This is a genomic window from Nocardia asiatica NBRC 100129 (genome assembly GCF_000308415.1).
GTDB lineage: Bacteria > Actinomycetota > Actinomycetes > Mycobacteriales > Mycobacteriaceae > Nocardia > Nocardia asiatica.
Map to the genome: position 1 here is coordinate 1 of NZ_BAFS01000467.1, position 22,197 is coordinate 22,197.

General features: G+C 67.3%; 17 protein-coding genes and 1 pseudogene. 7 read left to right on the plus strand and 11 right to left on the minus strand.

The features are described 5' to 3' along the window. From ON27_RS36695 to ON27_RS36725, 6 genes and pseudogenes are all read right to left on the minus strand, one after another. Nucleotides 1–639: PLP-dependent cysteine synthase family protein (locus ON27_RS36695; protein WP_043738320.1), on the minus strand; the 639-nt coding region annotated here is incomplete at its 3' end. Nucleotides 640–737: 98 nt separating this feature from the next. Beyond that, complete coding sequence (gene lpqS / locus ON27_RS36700) at nt 738–1,181, minus strand: putative copper homeostasis (lipo)protein LpqS (RefSeq protein ID WP_043738242.1); 444 nt, start codon at nt 1,179–1,181, stop codon at nt 738–740. 713 nt (nt 1,182–1,894) lie between these two features. Further along, a pseudogene (locus tag ON27_RS36710) lies at nt 1,895–3,314 on the minus strand (MFS transporter). A gap of 216 nt (nt 3,315–3,530) precedes the next feature. Next, complete coding sequence (locus ON27_RS36715) at nt 3,531–4,910, minus strand: MFS transporter (RefSeq protein ID WP_051047438.1); 1,380 nt, start codon at nt 4,908–4,910, stop codon at nt 3,531–3,533. A 114-nt stretch (nt 4,911–5,024) separates the two neighbouring features. Continuing rightward, nucleotides 5,025–5,876 carry a DUF8832 domain-containing protein gene (locus tag ON27_RS36720; RefSeq protein WP_051047439.1) on the minus strand — a complete coding sequence of 284 codons (852 nt, stop codon included), beginning with the start codon at nt 5,874–5,876 and terminating at the stop codon, nt 5,025–5,027. 502 nt (nt 5,877–6,378) lie between these two features. After that, nucleotides 6,379–7,374, minus strand: coding sequence for an AraC family transcriptional regulator (locus tag ON27_RS36725; protein WP_083888086.1), 996 nt, complete (start codon nt 7,372–7,374; stop codon nt 6,379–6,381). Nucleotides 7,375–7,520: 146 nt separating this feature from the next. Between ON27_RS36725 and ON27_RS36730 the strand changes: the two genes are divergently transcribed. Continuing rightward, complete coding sequence (locus ON27_RS36730; RefSeq protein ID WP_043738248.1) at nt 7,521–8,567, plus strand: saccharopine dehydrogenase NADP-binding domain-containing protein; 1,047 nt, start codon at nt 7,521–7,523, stop codon at nt 8,565–8,567. A gap of 53 nt (nt 8,568–8,620) precedes the next feature. On the opposite strand, the gene ON27_RS36735 is transcribed toward ON27_RS36730, so the two are convergent. Both ON27_RS36735 and ON27_RS36740 read right to left on the minus strand, forming a co-directional pair. Continuing rightward, on the minus strand, nt 8,621–9,001 hold the full coding sequence (locus tag ON27_RS36735; RefSeq protein ID WP_157227829.1) for a peptidase inhibitor family I36 protein: 381 nt from the start codon (nt 8,999–9,001) through the stop codon (nt 8,621–8,623). 127 nt (nt 9,002–9,128) lie between these two features. Continuing rightward, nucleotides 9,129–10,097 carry an AraC family transcriptional regulator gene (locus tag ON27_RS36740; protein ID WP_043738253.1) on the minus strand — a complete coding sequence of 323 codons (969 nt, stop codon included), beginning with the start codon at nt 10,095–10,097 and terminating at the stop codon, nt 9,129–9,131. Between the two features lie 1,007 nt (nt 10,098–11,104). On the opposite strand from ON27_RS36740, the gene ON27_RS36745 reads away from it, so the two are divergent. Beyond that, complete coding sequence (locus ON27_RS36745) at nt 11,105–12,463, plus strand: DEAD/DEAH box helicase (protein WP_063711448.1); 1,359 nt, start codon at nt 11,105–11,107, stop codon at nt 12,461–12,463. Nucleotides 12,464–12,727: 264 nt separating this feature from the next. Here ON27_RS36745 and ON27_RS36750 read toward each other — a convergent pair whose 3' ends face one another. Next, the gene (locus ON27_RS36750; protein WP_043738255.1) at nt 12,728–13,627 is read right to left on the minus strand and encodes a serine hydrolase; all 900 of its coding nucleotides are present in this window, start codon (nt 13,625–13,627) and stop codon (nt 12,728–12,730) included. Beyond that, the gene (locus tag ON27_RS36755) at nt 13,624–14,499 is read right to left on the minus strand and encodes a LysR family transcriptional regulator (RefSeq protein WP_043738259.1); all 876 of its coding nucleotides are present in this window, start codon (nt 14,497–14,499) and stop codon (nt 13,624–13,626) included. The genes ON27_RS36750 and ON27_RS36755 overlap by 4 nt, the downstream gene beginning before the upstream one ends. A 170-nt stretch (nt 14,500–14,669) precedes the next feature. Between ON27_RS36755 and bla the strand changes: the two genes are divergently transcribed. Beyond that, nucleotides 14,670–15,593, plus strand: a complete 924-nt coding sequence (gene bla / locus ON27_RS36760; RefSeq protein ID WP_043738335.1) for a class A beta-lactamase — start codon at nt 14,670–14,672, stop codon at nt 15,591–15,593. Between the two features lie 159 nt (nt 15,594–15,752). Here bla and ON27_RS36765 read toward each other — a convergent pair whose 3' ends face one another. Beyond that, entirely contained in the window at nt 15,753–16,970 is a 1,218-nt protein-coding gene (locus ON27_RS36765; RefSeq protein WP_043738262.1) for an NAD(P)/FAD-dependent oxidoreductase, read from the minus strand. A 224-nt stretch (nt 16,971–17,194) separates the two neighbouring features. On the opposite strand from ON27_RS36765, the gene ON27_RS36770 reads away from it, so the two are divergent. From ON27_RS36770 to ON27_RS36785, 4 genes are all read left to right on the plus strand, one after another. After that, nucleotides 17,195–18,301: a histone deacetylase-like amidohydrolase gene (locus ON27_RS36770; protein WP_043738264.1), complete on the plus strand. Its 1,107-nt coding sequence runs from the start codon at nt 17,195–17,197 to the stop codon at nt 18,299–18,301. A gap of 375 nt (nt 18,302–18,676) precedes the next feature. Beyond that, nucleotides 18,677–19,804 (plus strand): phosphotransferase family protein, encoded by a 1,128-nt coding sequence (locus ON27_RS36775; protein ID WP_218003109.1) that lies wholly within the window; start codon nt 18,677–18,679, stop codon nt 19,802–19,804. Nucleotides 19,805–20,425: 621 nt separating this feature from the next. Next, the gene (locus tag ON27_RS36780) at nt 20,426–21,049 is read left to right on the plus strand and encodes a hypothetical protein (RefSeq protein WP_043738266.1); all 624 of its coding nucleotides are present in this window, start codon (nt 20,426–20,428) and stop codon (nt 21,047–21,049) included. A gap of 565 nt (nt 21,050–21,614) precedes the next feature. Further along, on the plus strand, nt 21,615–22,079 hold the full coding sequence (locus tag ON27_RS36785; RefSeq protein WP_043738268.1) for a hypothetical protein: 465 nt from the start codon (nt 21,615–21,617) through the stop codon (nt 22,077–22,079). Nucleotides 22,080–22,197 lie beyond the last annotated feature (118 nt).

Genomic DNA, 22,197 nt, shown 5'->3' on the forward strand with positions numbered 1-22,197 from the left:
GAACCGCCGCAGCACCCGCGCCACGCCAGCCGAATGCCCGCCGGTGCCGACCGCGCACACCAGCACATCGACCCCACCGAGTTGCTCGATCAACTCGATCGCCAGCGCTTCGTAGCCGGCGACGTTGTCCGGATTGTGGTACTGGTCCGGGCACCACGCATCGGGCTCGTGCTCGAGCAGCTGCGCGACCCGAGCGCGGCGCGCCTGCTGCCAGCCGCCGCTGGCGTGAGGTTCGGTCACTATGTCGACGCGCGTTCCATAGGCCGCGAGCATTCGAGCGATGACCGGCTCCAGCCCAGGGTCGGTGACGACAGTGACCGGATGGTGGTAGGTCATTCCCGCCAGCGCCAAACCCATGCCGAGGGTGCCGCTGGTGGATTCGATGATGCGCGCTCCGGGCACCAGATCGCCGCGTTCTCGCGCTCGCCGCACCATGTGCAAGGCGGGGCGGTCCTTCATGCCGCCCGGATTGAACCCCTCGAGTTTGGCCCAGAACCCGCGGCCCGCGGGTGCCAGCGGCGCGCCGACCCACAACACCGGAGTGTTACCGACCAGCGCGTGCGGCTGGCGGGTCGCATCCGGCGCGACCCCCAGCGCCGCAGGAACCTCGGCACGCCTGCCGAGCACAACGTTGTCCATGACTGTCGCTTTCTGTATCGAGACCGCCCACAAGGGCGGAGCGTGCACGGGCAGCACACCGGCCGACGGTGACGACACGTCGGCCTGGCGCTGACCGATCAGCGTCGGGCGATACAGATGCGCGTCAGCAGGACTCTGCCGCTGACGATGGGCACGGCCGCCACGGGCGGACCGCGCACTCCACCGGGACCGACCCGGTACACGGCCGCGACAACCATGCCCACGACCAGCACGTACAGGAGCAGTTGCAGCGGCACGAAACTTCCGCCACCTGCGGGTAGTGCAGGTGTGATGGCGCAATGGACGGCATGCGGCGCACCGTGGGGTCCTCCGGCATCGGCGAGGGCATGGGCCGTGCCGTCCACAGCCGCGGCCACCAGGGCGGTGATCGGCGTTGCGGCGTCATGGGTGTGCTGAGCGGCGCCATGGTGATGCTCATCGGCGTCGAGCAGCGTGCAGTGCATCAGCGGCGCCATCAGCAGCGCCGCCGCGAGCAGCGCCAGCGTCAAGCCACCGAGCCGCAACCAACCGAGAAGCTTCACAATAGGGCCATTCTAGCGACAAGCTCGTGACCAGCGCTGCCGGCGTAGCCCATGTATCCGTACGCGGCAGATTCGCTGTCCGCGACGACGTCGCACGGCAGGTGTTCGTGCGGCAAGGCCCGCACAATGGGTGACATACTGCGCTGCTCAGTATGCAGGCCGCTCTCCTGACTACCGGGGATTTCCGCCACGTCGAGCGATAGGAGCTGAGCGGTGCTCTCGCACCGTGTAATCCAGCACACCACATACATACGCGGGACTTCTCTGTCTTCAAGCTACTATCTGCGGGCGTACTCAGCTGAAGTCATGTGATCGACACCATGGTCCCGGCGGAGCTCAGGATCGGCGACGCAGCACACTGTGCTTGAATCAGCACACCCGACGTGAGCATGCTCGGCCTACGGGCCACCACATGGCCCAGCTGACGTCGTTCCGCTATGCAGTTCACGTCTGGCAAACAACTGCGGACAACGCCGAACCAACGCGCTGCGTGGAGGGAGAGCAACCTCGGGTCCCACTTCGCAGCCGACCTGACCGGTCGGTGCCGGATCGGGTTCGGCGCTCGGCGTCGCGGTGATCTCGACCGAGACAAACCCGCCGTACCCGGGCGCGGCGACAGTAGGTCGGCACTTCGACGATGTCGACGTGCGACTGAGCCCGCCTTGATGACGGGCTCAGCCTCAGGTTTGCCGGTCTTCCGAGGTCGCGGGGTCTCAAGCGGCCTCGAGTACGGACTCCGGGGCCGGGGTGCGCATGGTCACCGCGGTGATCCCGGCGCCCGCCAGGGCGATGGCTGCCGCTCCGAGGAAGGCTGCGGAAAAACCGTTGGTGAGTTCGGGCAGATCACCGATTCGGTCGGCGCCGAACGCGGTGGCCACGGCGGTCATCGCCGCCAGTCCGATGGCGGAACCGACCTGGTAGCTGACGTTGACGAGGCCGGAGGCCAACCCGCCCTCTTCGGGACGCGCCGCGGAGATGGCTGTGCCGAGCGAAGGGATGAAGGCCAGCGACATACCGCCGGCGGCGACCAGTGAAGCGGGCAGCACGTCGATCCAGAAGTTGCCGGTCGGACGGACCAGCGACATGATGCCCAGGCCGAGTCCCAGTACCACCAGTCCGGTCACGATCATCGGCTTGGCGCCGAAACGCTGCATCGCCCGCGGTGCGAGCACCACCATGCCGAGCATGATCAGCGTGGTCATCGGTAGCAGAGCCGCGCCGGACGGGAAGGCGCTGTAACCGAGGACCTGCTGCAAATACAGGTTCAGGAAGAACCACATCGGTACCCACGCCGCGCCGAGTAGCAACTGAGCGACGTTGGCAGCGGCGAGATCGGGGGCGCGGAAGATGCCGAGCCGCATCAACGGTTGGCTCCGGCGGGACTGGATGACGACGAATCCGGCCAGCAGTGCGGCCGCGACGGCGAGCACTCCCCACGTTCGCACCGAAACCCAGCCGACTTCCGGGGCACGGACGATTCCGTAAACCGCTGCGGCTAGACCGGCGGTGACGGTGGTCGCGCCGAGGAGATCCACGGATCCGGACGTCGCCGCGGCGTTGGGCATCAGCACCGGCACGGCGATCAGCGCCAGGATCGCGATGGGGACATTGATGTAGAAGACCCAGGGCCAGCTGATGTACTCGGTGATGACGCCACCGAGGAACACGCCCGCCGTGCCACCCGCCGGCGCCGCCGCACCGTAGATCGCCAGCGCCTTCGTCAACTCCTGTGGCGAGGAGCCGAACAGCATCATCAACAGGGTCAGCGCCGACGGTGCGATCCAGAGCCGCGCCGCCGCCCTGGATCGCTCGGCCTGCGAGCTCGATGCCGACACTGCCCGCGGCACCCGCGATCACCGAACCGGCCAACAGCACCAGCCACCCCGCACCGAACACGCGACGGGCTCCGAACAGATCGGACAACCGGCCGCCGAGCAGCAGCAGGCCACCGAAGGCGACGACGTAGGCGTTGAACACCCAGCTCAGATTCTCCTGGGAGAAGCCCAGTTCGGCCTGCATCTTCGGCAGTGCGATGCCGATGATCGAGGTGTCCATGATGACCATGAATTGCGCGGCGGCGATCACCGCCAGTGCCGACCACTTTCGCGTAGTCGGCGCAGTCTGCGTAGACATTTCGATTCAGTCCTTCCGGAATGTTCGGACAAAATACCCTACCCCCCTAGGGTATTGCAAGGTCAAGCGGTGGTTGCTGCCTGACACCGCTACTGCTGGGCGTACCCCAGGCAGTGGCGGAGGTGGCGCACGAGATGTTCTCGCCGCGGGCCGCGGGCATCGCACCGGCATCCCATCCCTGACGAGAAGAAGCCTCTGCATGAGGGGTTTCGATCCCTATGCCGCCGCTACCGTTTGCTGTTGCCGCTCTACTCGTGTCGGCCAGCGCTGGTGGTCGGCGTCGATGACGAATGGGTGGGTGTGCTGGTAGAAGCGTTCGTTCACACGCACGGCGTCGGCCAGCCGGATCGGGTCGATGGTGCCGACCTCGTGCAGGTGGGTCAACGTTTCGGGATCGTGGCGGGGCCACGTACGCAGCGCGATCGTGATGCCGACGCTCGCGATGACGCCCAGCGTCGCCCAAGTGACGGTGAAACCGGCGGTGATGGTGAGCCAACCGGCAATGGGGTAGGCGATCAGCCAGGCCAGGTGTGACAGCGAGAACTGGGCGGCGAACAGAGCGGGGCGGTCGGCGGGCTGCGACGAGCGCCGCAGCACCTGCCCGGTCGGGGTGAGCACTGCCGCGGTGCCCGCGCCCACCAGCGCCCATACCGTGATAGCCGCACCCCAGCGCCAATCGCCCACTGCGGCGGTCGACAGGGCGATGGCCGCGCCGAGTCCGACGAGCAGGGTGGCCGCGCCGGTCAGCATCACACTCCGCGCATCGAGCCGGTCGAGTACCCGGGGCAGCGACAGCGCGACCAGCATCGTGCCGAAACCATTGGCGGCCAGCAGCATCGCCACTCCGGATTGGGTGCCGCCGAGAGTGTCGCGCACGTAGTTCACGGTGTTGACCATGATCACCGAGCCCGCGGCGGCGACCACCAGGTTCAGGCCGAGCAGTCCGCGCAGTCGCGGTGTGGCGGCGAAGATTCGCATGCCTACCGTGATCCGGTCGCGGAAGCTGCCCGACGTCGTCGCGCCGGCTTCGGGAATGCGGGTCGTGACCACCAGCGCCGCCGAGACGGCGAATCCGATCGCGGTGCCGACGAACAGCCAGTGGAAGCTGATCACGGCCAGTGCCGCCGCGGCCAGCATCGGGCTGAGCAATGTCTCCATGGTCGCGGCCAGTTGCGCGGCCGACAGTGCCCGGGTGTATTCGCGCTCGTCGGGCAGGATATCGGGGATGATCGCCTGATAGGTGGGGGTGAACGCGGCTGAGGCCGTCTGCAACACCGCGATCAGCACGTAGATCTGCCACACCTGGCCGATGAACGGCAATCCCAGCACTACGGCTGCCCGTATGCCATTGAGTCCTACCAGCAACGAACGGCGTGGGAAGCGGTCGGCGTACGCGGCCACGACCGGCGCGACAGTGACGTAGACGAGCATTTTGATGGTCAGCGCGGTGCCGAGCACGGCGGCCGCGTCGGCGCCGGCGAGTTCGTAGGCGAGTAGTCCCAGGGCGACGGTGGTCAATCCGGTCCCGAAGAGTGCCGATACCTGGGCGATGAAAAGTCGCAGATAGTCCCGGTGGGCGAACAATGAGTTGATCATGAGAAACACTTCCTGGATCTGGTTCGGGTGGGTCGCGGGTACCGGGACAGTGGCACGCGCACATGGTGGCTCCCCTTCGATGAATGGTCGGAATATGTTCCAGCTCGGTAAGTTTCAGTGTCGAGCGGTGATTGTCGGCAGCGTGAAGGCGGCGGTACGTACGACATCACCGTGCTGGAAATCCAAGAACAGGCGGTACGTCCCCGGTCCCGGTACGGCGGTGTGGAAGGTGATGTCCGGGCCGGGCGCGGTCGTTCCGTCACCAGGTTCGCCGTTCGGGTGGACGTGGACGTAGGCCAAGTCGCCCGCGCGGACAATCACCAAGTGGCCGTAGGCGGCCAGGTACGGCTGCAGGTCGGCAACCGGTCGGCCGTCTTTGCGCACGGTCAGGGTCAGCAGCCGGCCTGCGCCGGGAACCAGGTCACCGTCCAGGGTCACCTCGTAGCCGTCCACTATCGCGGTGCGCGTCGCCTCCGGCGTGGGGTGCGGTTCGTACGCTCCCGCGACAGCGAGATCCGCCCCGAGGGTGATCGTCTTACCGAGTGCGCGTGGGGCGATGTCGGTGAAGACGCGGTAGGCGCCCGCCGCGGGGATGTCCAGTCGTACGGTCCAGGTTCCGTCCGCGGCGAGTTCGGGATGCACGTGCCAGAAACCGGTCAACTCGCGCTGCACGACAATCAGATGCAATTCGCGGTCGTGGATGGGGGCGTACTCGGTGACCGGCGCGCCGTCCGGCCCGAGGATCTGGAACCGGAAGTCGACCTCACCCGGGCGCACGACCGGCTCCGCGAGCGCCAGGGTGTAACCATCCTGCGTGATCTGCAGCCCTCCCGGCAGTCCTCCGTCGTGCGCTCCGTGCTGTGCATCACCCGCGTGAGCGGCGTGTGCCGCATGCTGAGCATGCGCGCCGTGCGTTGCGTGGTGGCCGTGCACGCCGTGGTCATTGGTGTGGGTCTGCGTGGTCATTGCCCCAGCCCTTTCTGATTTGTTCTTCCGACACGGAGAACATATACCCCCAGGGGGTATACTGGCAACGCGAGCAAGTGTGACACGCCTCACCCGCAAGCCGGCCCCACGCCCGAGGGCGTCGCTGTCGGCGGGCATTGCCGTGGCATAGACCGCAACGAGGTCGCCGTACGCCTCGGAGAGGGGCGACGACGTTGTAATCGCGATCCGCGGCGGTATCCCGGGCGCTGAACCGCGCCGGATTCAGGACAACAGCCGCTTCCGCATCACCGACAGCAGCGGAAGCCAACGGGCCGGCCCGGCAGCCACTGGATCAGCGCTCGCTCCCAATCGCAGGCACCGATACCCGTGTCCTGCCCTGGACCAGGTTCCGCCGCGCACCTGGCACGACTTCAGCAACGCACTATCGACTTGTCCGGCCCGAGTGAACTCTTCGAAGGAGCGGCTGCCGACGTGGTCTGCGAAATGTTGGTGTAGCTCGCCTGGTAGCGGGTTTTCGGGTCTATCGTTCGGATTCGGCGGCGTGTGTGACTGCGGGAGTCGCGGAGCCGCTCGATCGTCCTGCGTTCCGATCCGGTGGTTGCACTGGCCGGTTCTTCCTCCGGTATCGACCTGGCGGGTGGCCGAATTCGGTTTTGAACGCGTGGGCGAACGCGAATTCGGATGCATAGCCGGCATCTCGGGCGATGACCGTCAGCGGAGTGTCGGTGTCGCGCAGTTGCCGGGCCGCGAGGGTCATGCGCCACCAGGTGAGGTAGGCGATGGGTGGTCGGCCGATCAGTTCGGTGAATCGGCGGGCGAAGCCGGCCCGGGAAATCCCGGCGTGAGCGGCGAGTTCGGCGACGGTCCAGCCGTGTCCGGGCGAGCCGTGGATCGCAGAGAGCGCCGCGGCGATGGCTGGGTCGTGTAGCGCGGCCGACCACCCGCTGTCGGCTCGGCGGTCGAGCCAGCGGCGCAGGATGTGCAGCAGCAGGGCATCCAGCAGCGAGCGGAGCATGGCATCGTGTCCCGGCCGGTCGACGGTGAGTTCGCCGTCGAGCAGGTCGACAATCGCCCCGACAGGGGTGTGGCGAGTTTCCGGGGCGGGCAGGTGAATGACCGCGGGCAGATCGGCGAGCATCGGGTGGGACCGGCTTCGATCGAGAAGGTAGGCACCACATAGCAGCACGGTCTCCGAGCGCGGTTCGGACGGGGGGTCCGGTCGGGACGGTCGCGGGTTGACCCGGCGCAGTGAGGTAGCAGCGGGACGAAGTGGTGTGGCCGGATCGTCGGCCAGCCCGTGGGTGCTTCCTCCCGGGAGCAGGACGATGTCGCCCGGCCGCAGCGCGATCGGGTCGGCGGCCGGGGGCAGGAACCAGCAGGTGCCTGCAAGGACCACATGGAATCCTGCGGCATCGAAGGCGGGAAACTGCCAGCCGAACGGTGCGTAGTGGCTGACCCGGCCGGAATGAGGCTCGCCGATCCGCATAGCGGCCACCACGTCAGAAAGAGGATCCACCCCATCGAAAATATCAAATGATGCTTCGACGGAGACGATTTCGTATAGATCTTGGATTCTGACGCATTGAACGTCGCGGATTGTTGGCTTTAGGCTCGAATCGCTGCTGATCATGCAGCGGAATCATTCAGCCACAGGAGTTGAACATGCTCGTCACCGTCTACGGCGCCAACGGCTATCAGGGCAAGCTCATCCTTGCCGAGTTGTCCCGCCATGGCATCGAGGTCCGGCTCGTCGGCCGAGATCGGACGCGGCTGGAATCCGCAGCCGCGGATGTCGGAATTTCCGACGCCGATCTTCGGGTGGCCGGTCTCGACGACCGCGCCGCTCTCGTTGCCGCTTCGGCGGGTAGCGATGTCGTCATCAACTGTGCGGGACCGTTCACCACCTCCGGCGCGGTGGTGGTCGATGCCGCGATCGCCGCGGGCGCCCACTACGTCGACACCGCGGGCGAGCAACAGTACGTGAAGGACGTCTTCGATTCCTTCCACGGTGACGCCGAGCGAGCGGGTGTCACGGTCGTGCCGGCGGTCAACGACGGCTGTCTGCCGGGCGACCTGCTCGCGCACTTGATCGCCGAACGGACCGGGCCGCTGGCGGAGATCACCGTCAGCCACTTCATCACCGGTGCTGCCGGTCTTTCACGCGGATCGCTGCGCTCGGCGCTGGCGACGATGGACGCGATGCGGTCGGGCGGGCTGAGCTATGACGAGGGTGCCTGGCGCAGCGGCATTCCGGCCCGGCGCGATCGAATCACTCTGCCCGACGGCCGATCCGTCGCGATGGCTGCGCTGCCGACGTGCGAGGTAGTCACCATCCCCCGTCACGTGCAGGTCGATCATGTCGAAAGCCTGCTGGAGGCAACCTTGAAGGCCAGCCTCGAAACACCTATCACGCCGGATTTGATCGCAAAGCTTCCCGCAGGCCCGACCGAGCACGAACGCGCCGCGCAGCGATTCACCTACCTGCTCGACGCCGTGGACCACCAGGGGCAGCAGACACGGGGAGTCATCCGAGGCCGAGACACCTACGGAACCACCGCGGTCGCCGCGGTCGAAGCAGCCCGGCGATTGGCGGAGGGCGACACTACCGCGGGAGTGCGCACCCCGGCGCAAGCATTCGATCCCGCCGACTTCCTCGACACCCTCTCCGGCTACGACCTCAGCTGGACCATCGAGGCGATCCCGAGGTGAACCCTCCCGGCCGAGCGCCGGGAGGGTTCACCGAGTATTGCAAATCGCAACCCTCAGCCGCAGACCCACAGGGCGTCGGCCTTGTTGTCACCGTCGGCGGGCACATTGCCCTTGCTGTTGTCGGGGACCGAGACGAGCAGTTGCCACTCGTGACCGGTCCAGTTGTAGACGCCGACCTTCTTTCCGGTGCGGTTCCAGTACGCGCTCAGACGATCTCCATTTCCTTCGTTGCCGATGTCGTGCAGCAGGCAGTTGTTGTCGACCTGCACGAACATGCCGGTGCCGTTGCGGTGGTCGTAGCCGCAGAACAGTCCGCCCGGGCAGTCATAGGCCGCCGACGCCGGCGTCGGCGTGAGGGCTGCGCCGTACCCGGCGACCGCGAGGGTGGCCGCCGCCGCGACGCTGAGACGGCGAAACAATGTGAATGAGAACATGATTGACCCTTCGTAGCCGATCGGATCCAGTACCGGAGCGGCGGAAATCCGCCGCACTCATGATGGGTGGACCTGGCCGCTCGCGACTATCCACCTCGCGCGAGTTCTGTCCGGGCTGCGCGGCGGGTCAGGCGCGCAGTGTGACCGACGGCGGCACACCCCATCGCCGCCGGTACAGGGCCGAGAAACGGCCCAGATGCCAGAACCCCCAGTCCGCGGCCACCGCGGCGACCGTGGTCATGGTGGGGTCCGCGGCGACCAGCGCGGCGTGCACGCCCACCAGCCGGGCTTCACGCAATCGCGCCGTCGGTGTGGTGTCGAGGTATCGGCGGAAGCCCTCCTGCAGGCTCCGCACCGAAAGTCCCACTGCCTCCGCGATGTCGGTGATGGTGAGCATTTCGTGCGCATGGTCGGTGATGAGTTGTTCGGCCAGGCGGATAGGACGCGGCGTCGACTTTCCGGGTGCGCCGTCGAGCAGAACTTCCGAGTAGCTGTTCGGCTGGGCCAGCAGCAATTGGGACATCATCAGCTGGTCGATCTGCGGCCGCAGCCGCGGTTCCAGGAACAGGCCGGGGCCTTCGGCGTCGGCCTGCAGCATGCGCAGCGATTCGAACCAGATCCGGGCGGCCGGTGACCGCAATTGCATGGCGATGGCCATCCGCAGCGGACGATCCGGCGGCCGGCCCAGCATCCGCCGCAAATGGTCGTCCAACGCGGCACGGTCGAATCGCACGAGGAGTTGTCTGCTGCTCTCGTGCCAGTTCATGTCCAGGGGCGCGTCCGGGTCCGGAACCGAGGCCACCGCCGGGTCGGAGGCGATATCCTCGGTCCCGTTGAGTATCCGGACCCACCCGGCCAGCGGTATTTGAACCAGGCGGAAGGTTTCGATGGGTTCGGTCCGGATCCGAACCTGAACCCCGTAATGCTTGTAGACGAGGCCGACATCGCCGTACCGCACGACATTGCAGCTGGCCTCCATGGTGGAAGCGCCCGGGTCGAGCCGGTGCTCACGCAGAATGCCACTCATCCCGGCCCGGGCCACCTCGGGGTCGGCGGTCCGGAAATAGCGATGCCCCGACAGCGGTTCGACGAACATCCCGACTGCCCTCCAAGCAGCAGGCGCCGCGCGAACGGGCCTGGATCAGTGAATGTCGAAGGTATTGTCCGTCGCCACGATTCCAACAGATCGGTCAACGTTGGATCCCGGCCGATACCCGCCCGATCGTGCTCGAGCCCTCCGAGACCGGTTGAAAGAGTTGGCGCTGGTGTAAGCCAGCATCGCAGGACCTCGGCAACGGCCAATACGGCACCGAGCCGCTCCGCGACGACTGTCTCCGTAACCCCTATGCGGACGATGGCGTCCCGAATTCTCTCTGCCGCAGCGGCATGGGCGCAGTAACGATCGCGGCGTTCCGCAGGGCGACAGCACCTGACCAGCTTGCCGGGCACATCAACGAACCTGGTGACACCACCACCTCGACCTGGCCGGGCGAGAAGGCGACCGGCACTATCGCGAGCCTTTCCCACAGTGCCTCGGCATGAGCCAGTACCGTTTCCACCGTGATCTAGCTCACCTTCGTCTCGCGCCGCAGTCGCAGCAGCGGCCGCTGTCGGCGGTCGGCCGGTGATGCCGACGACAACGTCGTTCGACCGCTTCGCGTGGGACATCGTTGAGGCCCGCGCGATGCTGACCGACCTGTCGAGCTGAACATCCTGTTCGGGCTCGGCAGCACGATCCATGACTGGCACGCTCGACGCCCCGGCGCGAGCGCCGTACGCAGCTGGGCGGCGTCGTGTCCGAGGATCCGCTGTCGGATGGCGGGCGAACGCGAGTCTGGCGGCCAGCCCCGGCCAGAGGCGAGAAACATCACCCGATGAGTACGAACCGTCCATCACAGGCTATTGTTGATCAAGTGCGTGACCTGTCACGCCAAGCGTCGTAGATCGCATTCGCTTCGCAACCAGCGCTTGCCGCATCCGCTCTTCTTACGGCGATCGATTTTGCTCCTCGGCAATCTCGCCATTTCGTGCCCCCGGCGCGGACCCGGAAGGTCCGCAGACGGCTCGGGCACCACCTGATGCCCGAAAGGCACCGCAACACCTATGAGTTCTGCTGATATCTCCTTTGCCACGCTCGGCGTGAGCGCACCGCTGGTGAAGGCGTTGACTCGCGCCGAGATCACCGACCCTTTTCCGATCCAGATAGACACCCTGCCCGATTCACTGGCCGGACGCGACGTGCTGGGCCGTGGCCGGACCGGCAGCGGCAAGACGCTCGCCTTCGCCATTCCGATGGTCGACCGTCTCGGCGGCGGTCTGGCCGGTAGGCGCGCTCCGAGCCGCCCGACCGGCCTCGTACTGGCGCCGACTCGGGAATTGGCCACCCAGATCGCGGCCGCGCTGACACCCCTCGCCGCGGCCTATCGCATGACCGTCACCACGGTTTTCGGTGGGGTCCCGCAGAACCGGCAGGTCCGGGCGCTGCGCGCCGGTGTCGACATTGTCGTCGCCTGCCCCGGCCGGCTCGAGGATCTGATGAACCAACGTCTGATCTCCCTGGATGCCGTCGAGGTCACCGTTATCGACGAGGCCGACCACATGGCCGACCTCGGGTTCCTGCCGGGCGTGACCCGCATTCTCGCGGCCACCCCGAAGGCCGGTCAGCGCCTGCTCTTCTCCGCGACCCTGGACAACGGCGTCAACAAGCTGGTCAGCCGCTTCCTGCCGGATGCCGAGCTGCATTCCGTCGATGAGGCGAACTCCCCCGTCGCCGCCATGACCCATCATGTTTTCGAAACCGCGAGCGTGGAAGCCAAGCGCGAGGTCGTACACCGGCTCGCCTCTGGCTCGGGTCGGCGAATCCTGTTCATGCGTACCAAACATCAGGCTCGCAAACTGGCCAAGCAGCTGACCCTCGCCGGAATTCCGGCCGTCGATCTGCACGGCAACCTCTCGCAGGGCGCCCGCGACCGCAACCTCTCGGTCTTCGCCGCCGGTGACGCCCTGGTGCTGGTGGCGACCGATGTGGCCGCGCGCGGCGTGCACGTCGATGGTGTCGAGCTGGTCGTGCACGTTGATCCGCCCGCCGAGCACAAGGCGTACCTGCACCGTTCGGGCCGTACCGCGCGGGCCGGCAATTCCGGTGAAGTGATCACCCTGGTGCTGCCCGGCGAACGACGCGACCTGGCCGACCTCATGCGCAAGGCCGAGATCACTGTGACCCCGCAACGGGTCACCGCCGATTCGCCCGTGGTGGCCGAGCTCGTCGGCACGGTTGCCCCATTCGTCGCGCCCTCCCACAGCGAGCGGGCGGCACATGACGACGACCGCCGCCGCAGTGGCAGACCGCGCCCAGGCAGTGGCGGACCGCGCCAACGCAGCGGCCGTCGCAACGGCGGTGCGGCGAAAGGGCAGCCGCGCGCCGAGCCGCGCGCTCACTCCGTGCGCGGAGCGGCCGTATAGGGGCCGTTTCTGTCGCTTCGGAGACAACCGGCACTGTGTTCTTGTGGAGTGAGCCGCCCGGGCCAGCGCGCTGGTCGATCCCGCCTCGCGCGCTGACCGCTGATTCGAACATGCCTTGATGTGGGAGCGCATCCGCGGCGCCCGGTCGCGTGATCAGCAGTCCATAACTCCGGCACCGAGTCGTGCCTGGCAAGTGAGGCACCGGTGAGCCAGCCGCTGTACCGGCGGAGACATCGGAAAAATGTGCGCGCTGAGTTGTGAGCGTCACCCTTGCGGTAAGGGGAGGCGGAGTTCGGTGACGGCGATGCGGGCGGCTTCAGCGATGGCGGCGTCGACAACGGGCAGGTGCGGATCCGCGCGGGCCGCCCGGGTGAATATCGCGACCGCGACGGGGTGCTCGCCGGGAAATTCGACGACCGCTACCTCGTTGCGGATGACCCCGATGGTTCCGGTTTTGCCTGCGACCGACACACTGCGGTAGGGAAATCCGGCGGTGACGCGGTGCGGCCAGACTTGGTGGCGCATGACGGTGCGCACGAATTCGGTCTGCTCGTCGGACAGCACCGCGCCGCTCCACAGTGCGCGCAGCAGACGAGTCATTTCCTCCGGTGTCGTCGCGCTCGTGTACGACGGATCGTACGCCGACACCGACCATGCGTCGTCGTTCTCGGCGAGCACGGCGAACGCTTCGGCGGTGGTGTGGGTGTCGGTGTCGCGGACGAGGCTGCGGTGCAGGTCGGCGGTGCCGCCCACGATTCGGGTGTGGGTGAGGCCCAGATCGTTCAGCAAATCCTCCACCGCACCGAGGCCCGTCGCGCCGAGCAGGACATCGGCTGCGGCGTTGTCGGAGACGGTCATCATCGACGTCGCGAGGTCGCGCAGGCTCATGGTCACCGGGTCGCGCATGACGGCGATACCGGTGGGCCCCGGCGTGCAATCGGACGGTGTCACCGTCAGCCGGGTGGCAGGATCGAGGCGCCCGGCGTCGACGAGGCGGCAGAACGCGACGAAGAGCGGCAATTTGTACACCGACGCGAGCACCACCCGCTCGGCGCCGCCCACGGAGATCTCGGTCGCGGAGCCGTCGCACCGGCGGGCGTGCAGCCAGCCGCTGCAGCCCGCGTCGGCGAACACGGCGCGGATCCTGCCCTCGGCGGTGCTCATCGCAGCCGCTCCCGATACAGCACCCGGTCGACGGCATCGGCATGGGCATCAGCGCCCGGACGGTACACGACGCGAACTCGCAGGGCGACCGCCTGTGGTGCGATGCGCAGCCAGGTCACGCCGGGCGCGGACGACGGAGGCACGGCGGTGAGCCCGAAGCTCGTTCCGGCCGCCACCGCCGCGAAAACAGTCCGGTCGTCGGGCGCGGGGACGATCGGTGCGTCAAGGCCCCGTTCGCGCAGAAGATCCACAACGGTGTCGAAGGCGGGAGGATTGGTGGCGCGCGGCGGACAGGCGAAACTCAGTCCGGCGAGCATGGGGAAAGTGGGACGTTCGGCGCCGGCACTGCGATGATCCGACGGCACCACGAGCCACCGCGGCATCCTGACGACCGGGCGAACTTCGACACCGTCGACCAGCGCGGGATGCTCGACCACGGCGACGTCGCACAGTCCGGAGCGCACGTCGGCGACCAGGTCGACGCTGGCGCCCACCGTCGTGGACACTGCGGTATCCGGGACGACCGCTGCGCGCAGCGCGCCCACACACGCCGTGACCACCCGGTCGGGCAACGCCGCGGTCGCGCCCCAGTGCACGGCGCCGTGGGCACTCGCGATGCGGTGCGACTCGGCGAGGAGGCGCTCCGCGTCGTCTACGAGCAGCCGAGCGCGCGGGAGCAGTTGCAGACCGGCCGACGTGAGCACGGCCCCTTGCCGGGTGCGGTGGATGAGGTCGACGCCGAGATGCCGTTCGAGCCGCCGAAGTCCCTGCGACAGCGGTGGCTGGGTCATGTCCAGCGCGGCCGCCGCCCTGCCGAAGTGTCCTTCTTCCGCGATGGAGACGAAGAACCGAAGGTGCCGGATCAGATCCATGCGGTCATTGAACCAGCGGATTCGCGAACATCGGTTCCGCTGTCCCGCCGAGCACTCCCACCGGCGCCGAACCGCGGGCGAACCTGCGACGATATCCAAGTCGACTCGCCCACGCCGGGGCCGGATATTGGCGGCGGCGGCGGCGTCGATGATGTGGTGCGGCAGTGACCATTTCTGACTTTGCTCACCGTTCCCCGCTCGGTCGTCGCCGGTTCCTCGCCACTGTGGCGGTGTCCGCGCTGTCACTCGCCACCGCCGCGTGCGGGTCCGGCGCCGGTGCGCCGGCGGCCTCGAACACCCCATCCGCGGCCCTGACTTCGTCGTTCGCCGAACTGGAGACGACACACTCCGCACGGCTGGGTGTGTACGCGATCGACAGCGGCACCGGCCGCACCGTTGTCCATCGAGACGGGGAGAGATTCCCGATCGCGTCCACGTTCAAAGGTCTCGCGTGCGGGGCTCTCCTGCGTGACCATCCTCTGGCAACGGGTTACTTCGATCAGGTGATCCACTACTCCCGGTCCGAACTCGTCGCCAACTCGCCGGTGACGGAGAAACACGTCGACACCGGCATGACCGTCGCCGAGTTGTGCGATGCCACGATCACCCTGTCCGACAACACCGCGGGCAACCAGCTGCTGAAACTTCTCGGCGGCCCGGAAGGCTTCACCGCGTTCCTGCGGTCCATCGGCGACACCGTCTCCCGCTTGGACCGCTGGGAGCCCGAGTTGAACACCGCCATTCCCGGCGACGAACGGGACACCACCACAGCCGCCGCCCTCGCCACCGACTACCGTAACCTCGTCCTCGGCGACATTCTCGCCGAACCCGAGCGAGAGCGATTGAAGTCGTGGCTGGTCGCCGCCAAGACGGGGGGCGCGCGCATCCGTGCCGCACTGCCCGCCGACTGGACCGTCGGCGACAAGACCGGCAGCCCCGCTTACGGCGGCGCGCTCGACGTCGCGATCGCTTGGCCGCCCGGACGCGCCCCGCTCGTCATCGCCGTGCTGTCCACGAAATTCGAGCAGAACGCCGAAGCCGACAACCCTCTCGTCGCCGAGGCTGCCCGCGCCGCGATTGGTGCGCTCGGGTAGACCATGGGAAGGGCGTCGGTCTCGTGCCTACGCTCGACGAAGTGCTCGCCGCCTTCGCCACGAAGTCGCTGCTGATCCACATCAAGAGCAACGAGCCAGCAGCGGGCCCGACCGGGACAGCATCCAGCGGGCAGCTGCGAGAACCTGCTGCCCGGCGGACTAGTGTCCGTGTTCGGGTGCGGCCTGCGGTTCTGGCGCGGCGGCGGCCAGCAATGCGTCGCGGTCGCGGTTCAACGGAGGATAGATGCGCCGGGTGTTGATGGCGCGCTTGGTGTCTTTGGCCTTCTCGCCGCACGCGACCACGTGGCGCTCCCATCCCTCGGTATACACTGCTCCTGCCGGTCCCAGATCGAGAACCGTGACATACCAAGGGATCCGCAACGGCTTCACGGGCTTGCCCAGAAGATCGCCGATGACGTTGTATCCGGCCCAACGGCCCATCGGGCGGCTGTGCTGGCAGGACATCACCGACACGTGCTCGTCGTCCATTCTCGCGGCGGCGACGTCGCCGGCGGCGAATACCCCGGGCACACCGCGGACCCGTAGATAGTCGTCGACGGGGAGTCGACCCAGCCGGTCACAGTCGACCCCGAAGTCCGCAGTCAGCGGATTGGCCCGCATGCCGGCGCACCAGACGACAGTGGCGGCGGGCACCACTTCACCCGAGGAGAGCGTCACGGCGCGCTCGTCGATGGCGACGACCCCGACGCCCAACTTGGTCTCGATCCCGGTGTATGCCAGCGCCGCCTCGACGACCGGTCGCGCCGATGCGCCCATGTCCGAGCCGACGAACGGATTGCGGTCGATCAGTATGACCCGCGGCGCGACGGCACGCGGGGCAAAGGCGTCGGCGAGCATCGCGGGCATCCCCGTCGCCTCTTCTATCCCCGTCGAACCCGCTCCGACGACGACTACTGTCGCGGCCGCCGGGTCGGCGGGGCCCTCGGCAAGCCGGCTCAGGTGAGCGTGCAAACTGGTCGCCGCGTCATGGGTATCGATGTCGAAACCGAACTCCCGCAGGCCCGGGATATCGGGCTTGACCACCTGGCTGCCCAACGCCAGCACCAGCCGATCGTAGCTGTGAGCGCCCGCGGTGGATTCCACGACCCGCGCCACAGCATCGATCGCCGTCACTTCGCCGATGATGTGCTCTACTCCGACCGGATCGAGAAGAGTGCCGAGCGGGATGCGGGATGTGCTCAGATCGGTCTCGTAGTTACGCACGCGGATGTCGTGATACGGCGTGGCACTGATCATCGTGACATCGACGGTTCCGACCCCCACACCGAGCTCGTCGAGCCTCCGGGCCGCCGCTAGCGCCGCCCAGAGACCCGCAAACCCGGACCCGAGAACCACAACACGCGAAGGCTCGGTCACTGCAGCGCGCTGCACATCGTCATCCTAGTGCCGACCGCACCGCTGCCTAGCGCTTGGCGGCCCGATCGAACGCCTCCCCGCCACTGGAAAGTTTGCCGCCACCGGTGGCGATCGCTCCGGTTGCGGAGTGGTCGCTGCTGTGCTTCTAATGGGGCCGGTCACCCTCGAGACCAAGATCGGAACGAGCGGACGGTGTGGTGGTCCGCTGACTGCTAGGAGTCACCATGACAACTGGATACGTGTGGAACACCCTCTACGGGTGGGCCGACACGGGCAGCGGAAGCCTGTTCCCGTCCGACGTCACGGTGGGTCTCCAGCCGATCGGCCACCACCTCGCGCACCCCGATACCAAACGACGGTTCCACGAATTGGTCGCGGTCTCCGGCTTGTTGGAGAAGTTGCGTCCGATCGAAGCGGTGCCCGCCACCGAGGCCGACATACTGCGAGTGCACACGGCGCAGCATCTGGAGCGGATCAAGGCCGAGAGCTTGCTACCAAAAGGCGGAGACGCCGGCGATGGTGTCTCGTCCTTCGGCAGGGGTGGATACGAGATCGCCGCGCTTTCGGCGGGCGGCGCCATCGCGCTCGTCCAGCAAGTGCTCGACGGTACGGTCGACAATGGTTACGCGCTGGTCAATCCGCCGGGGCACCACGCGACCCGTGCTACCGGCATGGGCTTCTGCATCTTCAACAACGTCTCCGTGGCCGCCGCCTACGCGAAAGACGTTCTCGGTGTGCGGCGCATCGCCGTGGTCGACTGGGATGTACACCACGGCAACGGCACCCAGGACATCTGGTACGAGGACCCTTCGGTGCTGACCATCTCGATCCACCAGCACCTTTGTTTCCCGCCGGAGTCCGGTTACCGGGAGGAGCGTGGCGCGGGCGACGGATACGGTTACGCGATCAATGTGCCGCTACCGCCGGGCAGCGGCGACGCCGCGTATTCGCATGCGATCGACCGAGTGGTGGAGCCGGCGCTGCGGGCGTTCGCGCCGGAACTGATCCTCGTGGCGTCGGGCTTCGACGCGAGCATCCTCGATCCGCTGGCTCGGCAGATGGTCACCAGCGCCGGCTTCCGGCACCTGACCCGCCGGATGCTGGAGATCGCGGACGGAACTTGTGCGGGCCGTATCGCCTTCGTGCAAGAAGGTGGCTACAGCCCGCACTATGTTCCGTTCTGCGGGGTCGCGGTGCTGCGCGAGCTGCTCGGTGAAGAATACGTGGACGACCCGTACACGCCGATCGTCTCGACGCAGGGTGGTGATGTCCTTCTCGAGCACGAGGCCGCGGCGATCGAAGCCGCCGCGGGACTGGTCGCCGAGCTCTGATCCGCTAGCGCAGCCCAGTCGGCGTCGGCCGTGCTCCGTACCGCTCCGGGGGGCAGAAATCAGCGGTCGGTTGTGCCTGTCAGACCGACTGCGGCGAGTCCTCCGCCGCCCAACTGGCCCAGCTCGGGCCCACCAGCTACCGGCCGCTACGCATGTCCGGCGCTACGGTGAATCGGGGCCGGATCGTGGCGGGGCGTGCGGCCGCCGCGACCAGGCGCGGGTGCTCGCTCTCTACGATCCCCACGTCGCCTCTTACGGTCAGCAGTTGAACGGGGTGCGCATGCGCCCGGCCGAAACAACGCCGAGCGCGGTACAGCGTCACCTGCTACGCAAAACCACGCGACATCGGTGCTCACCGCCACGACAATCTCCAGCGTGGAAGAGGTCGAGGTCATCGTCGCCCATCAGGAGCGCGTGACCCTACGCGCCGGTGACGTATTCCTGAAGATCGATGCCGATCAGACGCGCACCGACGCCGAGGTCGAAGCGATGGCCAGGGCGCCGATCCCGACCCCGGAGATCCTGTGGCGCAGACCGCCTGTGCTCGCGCTCGCCGCCCTCCCAGGAAGGGCACTCGGCCGCCTCGGCGAGCCGTCGGCCGCGTCGCCGGCGGCATGGGCCGCCGCCGGTGCCGCCATACGGATGCTGCACAACGCACCGCTGCCGCCATGGCCCGGCCACAGCGGCCGGGGCCTCGCCGAGTTGACGGCGCAGCTCGACGTCGAATGCGCGTGGCTCGTAACGAACGACGTCCTTCCCGCCGACCTGGTCGTACGCAACCGCCAAGCCGCCGAGGCCGCGCTCAGGCCGTGGGCCCCGGTGTTCACGCACGGCGATCTGCAAGTCGGCCACGTATTCGTCACCGGTGACGAGATCACCGGCGTGATCGACTGGTCCGAGGCGGGCCAGGGCGATGCCTTGTACGACCTCGCCACCCTGACGCTCGGGCACGAGGAGCGCCTCGGCGACGTCGTCGCCGGATACGGCACCGACGTCGACATCGACGTGATCCGCGCATGGTGGTCGTTGCGAAGCCTGCTGGGTGTCCGCTGGCTGATCGAGCACGGCTTCGACCCCACCTCGCCAGGCTGCGAGGTCGACGTACTGAGAACCCAGGCGATGCGATTACGCGGCATCCGGTCACACGCACTGCACGTTGGCGCCGGGGCGCTCGGATGCCTATTCGCTATCGCGATGTCCGCGCCGAACCTTTCGGTCACTGTTCGAGTGACCTCCTCCGTGCTGCCGCCGCTGGAAAGCAACTGCGGCAGGGTCGATATCACCTTGCCGAACATGCCTTCCGGCTCCCGGACCTCCACGGTCACCTTGCCGTCGACGGTGCTGACCACGACGGTGCCGTACACGACATCCGGGTGCGGTAGAACGCCTTCGGCGAGCCCGGCCGCAAGTCGATCACTTGACCGCCTTTGCGCTGCTCCAAGATGTGCAATACCGCGCCGACGGCGGCCGCCGCACCGATCAGCAGCAGTGTCACGGTCGTGACCGGCTCGATCCCACGGCGCGGCAATTGCCGCACCTCGACACCGTAAGCCGCTGCCACCGCCCGCGCCGACGGCACATCCCAGGGATCCAAGACGACAGCGTGCGTCTGCGACGGCACGTCCGCGGCCGGTGATCGACGTTCGCCAGATGGTGATGCGCGACCAAAAGTCCAGCTGCACAGGCGGGCCGGGCGATCGCACAAGATTCGCCGTGAACCGATAACACCGGCATGGGCGGGCTGTCCGCCTGCGAGCTGGACCGACTTGGCGGAAGCCTGGAACTGCCGCTGCCAGCGGTGGATGTTGCCCAGACGCCAACGTGCCCAGAGCGACCGCCACTGCCCGTGACGGCGGTGGCGGGAATATCATCCGCTCAGAGTTGCCATGCGACGGAGAGTCCGTTGCGAAATCGAGGGGGTACAAGGTGACCGGTTCCCAGCACGGGCCTGGCGGTCGGCCGCCTGTGCCGGGCGGCGTGCATCCCGCTGCGCAGCAATCCGATCCGCCAGTCGGCGGCCGGGCCGTGCCCCCTGGCCACGGGTTCAGTCCGGCACCGTCGTATCCGTCACCACCGACTCGCACCCGCAGAACAGTTCTGATCATCGCTGGTGTACTCGGGCTGGTGGTGATGCTGGCGCTCGGTGTGGTTATCGGCATCGTCTTCAGCGGTGGTGACCATAGCAGTGATTTCACCGGTGCCTCGGCCACTGCCGGCGAAACCCGAACTTATTCGATGGATACGATCACCAACGCCTGCGACCTTGTCGATGCCACGCCGCTGACCAAGTGGTCGCCTACGCCCAAAGGCACTCCCAAGCATGAGGAAACGCGGCCGTCCGCTTACGCAAGCGGCAGCCTGCAGTGCGATGCCGAATACACCAGCGCGACCGTCGACAAGTTCTCTCTGAACAAGGCCGCGATGAGCGTCGAGGCCGAATTCACGAGCGGTACGGCTCCACCCTTCTACGATCATTGGAAACACGCCGACGTCGCCACACCAGCGCCGGAGTCGGAATCCGGTGATGTCATCGGAATCGGCGAGCAGGGCTACTGGTACTCCGAAGTCAGAGGAGACCTCGTCGCGGACATGACCTACGTCGTCTGTGTGCAAGACGGCAATGTCTCGGTGCGGGTGAGAATATCGCTCACGCGCGAGAAGGGTTCTCCCGCCGTGCGACGGGACGAACTCGATTCGATCGCCAGGTCGCAGGCGAGCAGGGCGCTGGACGGTCTGCGTGAGAAGTAGAGGCCGGCGACTGGTGTGAAGCGGTAATTACTGCGCCGACGACCGACCGTGGCTGGAATACGATCGGATCGGAGTCGACGGGGAGCCCGTTGCGAACCGGAAAGGCTACGGGATGACCGATTCCCAGCACGGACCTGACGATCGGCCGACGCCGGAAAGCGCCGATCCTGCTGTAGCACAACCTGTTCCGTCAGCGGGCGGCTGGGCCGCCCCGGACTCGGCCAGGTACACACCTCCGCCCGGGCCCACCCCCGCCCACCCCGCTACCGGATACGGCCCGCCTGGTCGGGGATATGGACGGCCACCCTACCCACCGCAGGCAAGCCGCAGGACTGGTCTGATCGCTGCGGGGGTTCTCGCCCTGGCGACAGCGCTGACTGTCGGTGTAGTCATCGGTGTCGTCGTCGGCGACAGAGATAGCGAATCCGCCACTGCCGCGACCGCGTCCACCACCTCACCCTCGCCTCGAGCGGCTTCGACCACGCCACCCCGCCGGGAACCGGCGCAGGGCACCTATTCGATCCGTGGCATCACCAACTCGTGCGATCTCGTCGATCCCTCGCCGTTGCACAAGTGGTCGTCCACCCCGAAAGAAGCACCTCAGCATCGGGAATATCCACCGAGTACCGCCGACGGCGGCAACCTGTACTGCGCCATCCGCTTCATCAGCCCCTCGACCCTCCCCGACGACGCCACCGTCGACGAAGCGGGCATCAGCCTTCAAGCACAGATCACCGGCGTCGGCGCCGCCCCCGCCTACGACCTTTGGAAACAGACCGACACCGCCGCCGGATCGGGGCGCGCCTCGGGCGAGATCACCGGAATCGGCGTCCAGGGCTACTGGCATACCGCGACCACGGACACCGGCAACGGAATGACCTACATCGTGGGCGCGCAGGACAGCAATATCTCGGTGCGAGTGCAAGTCGCCGTCCTGCGCGCGAAAGGCGAACCCCCGCCGAACCGTAGCGAACTCGCCACGATCGCCGAAAACCAAGCCCGCAAGGCGTTGGACGGATTGAAGAAGTAGGACGTCGGTACAGGCCAGGGCGCGGCAGCGTTCGCACCGCGGTGTAGCTGGTCGATCTGCCGCTGGTCGGATGTTCCGGAGCACCGCACATGCACCTTCAGCAAGAAGACGCCAGGAG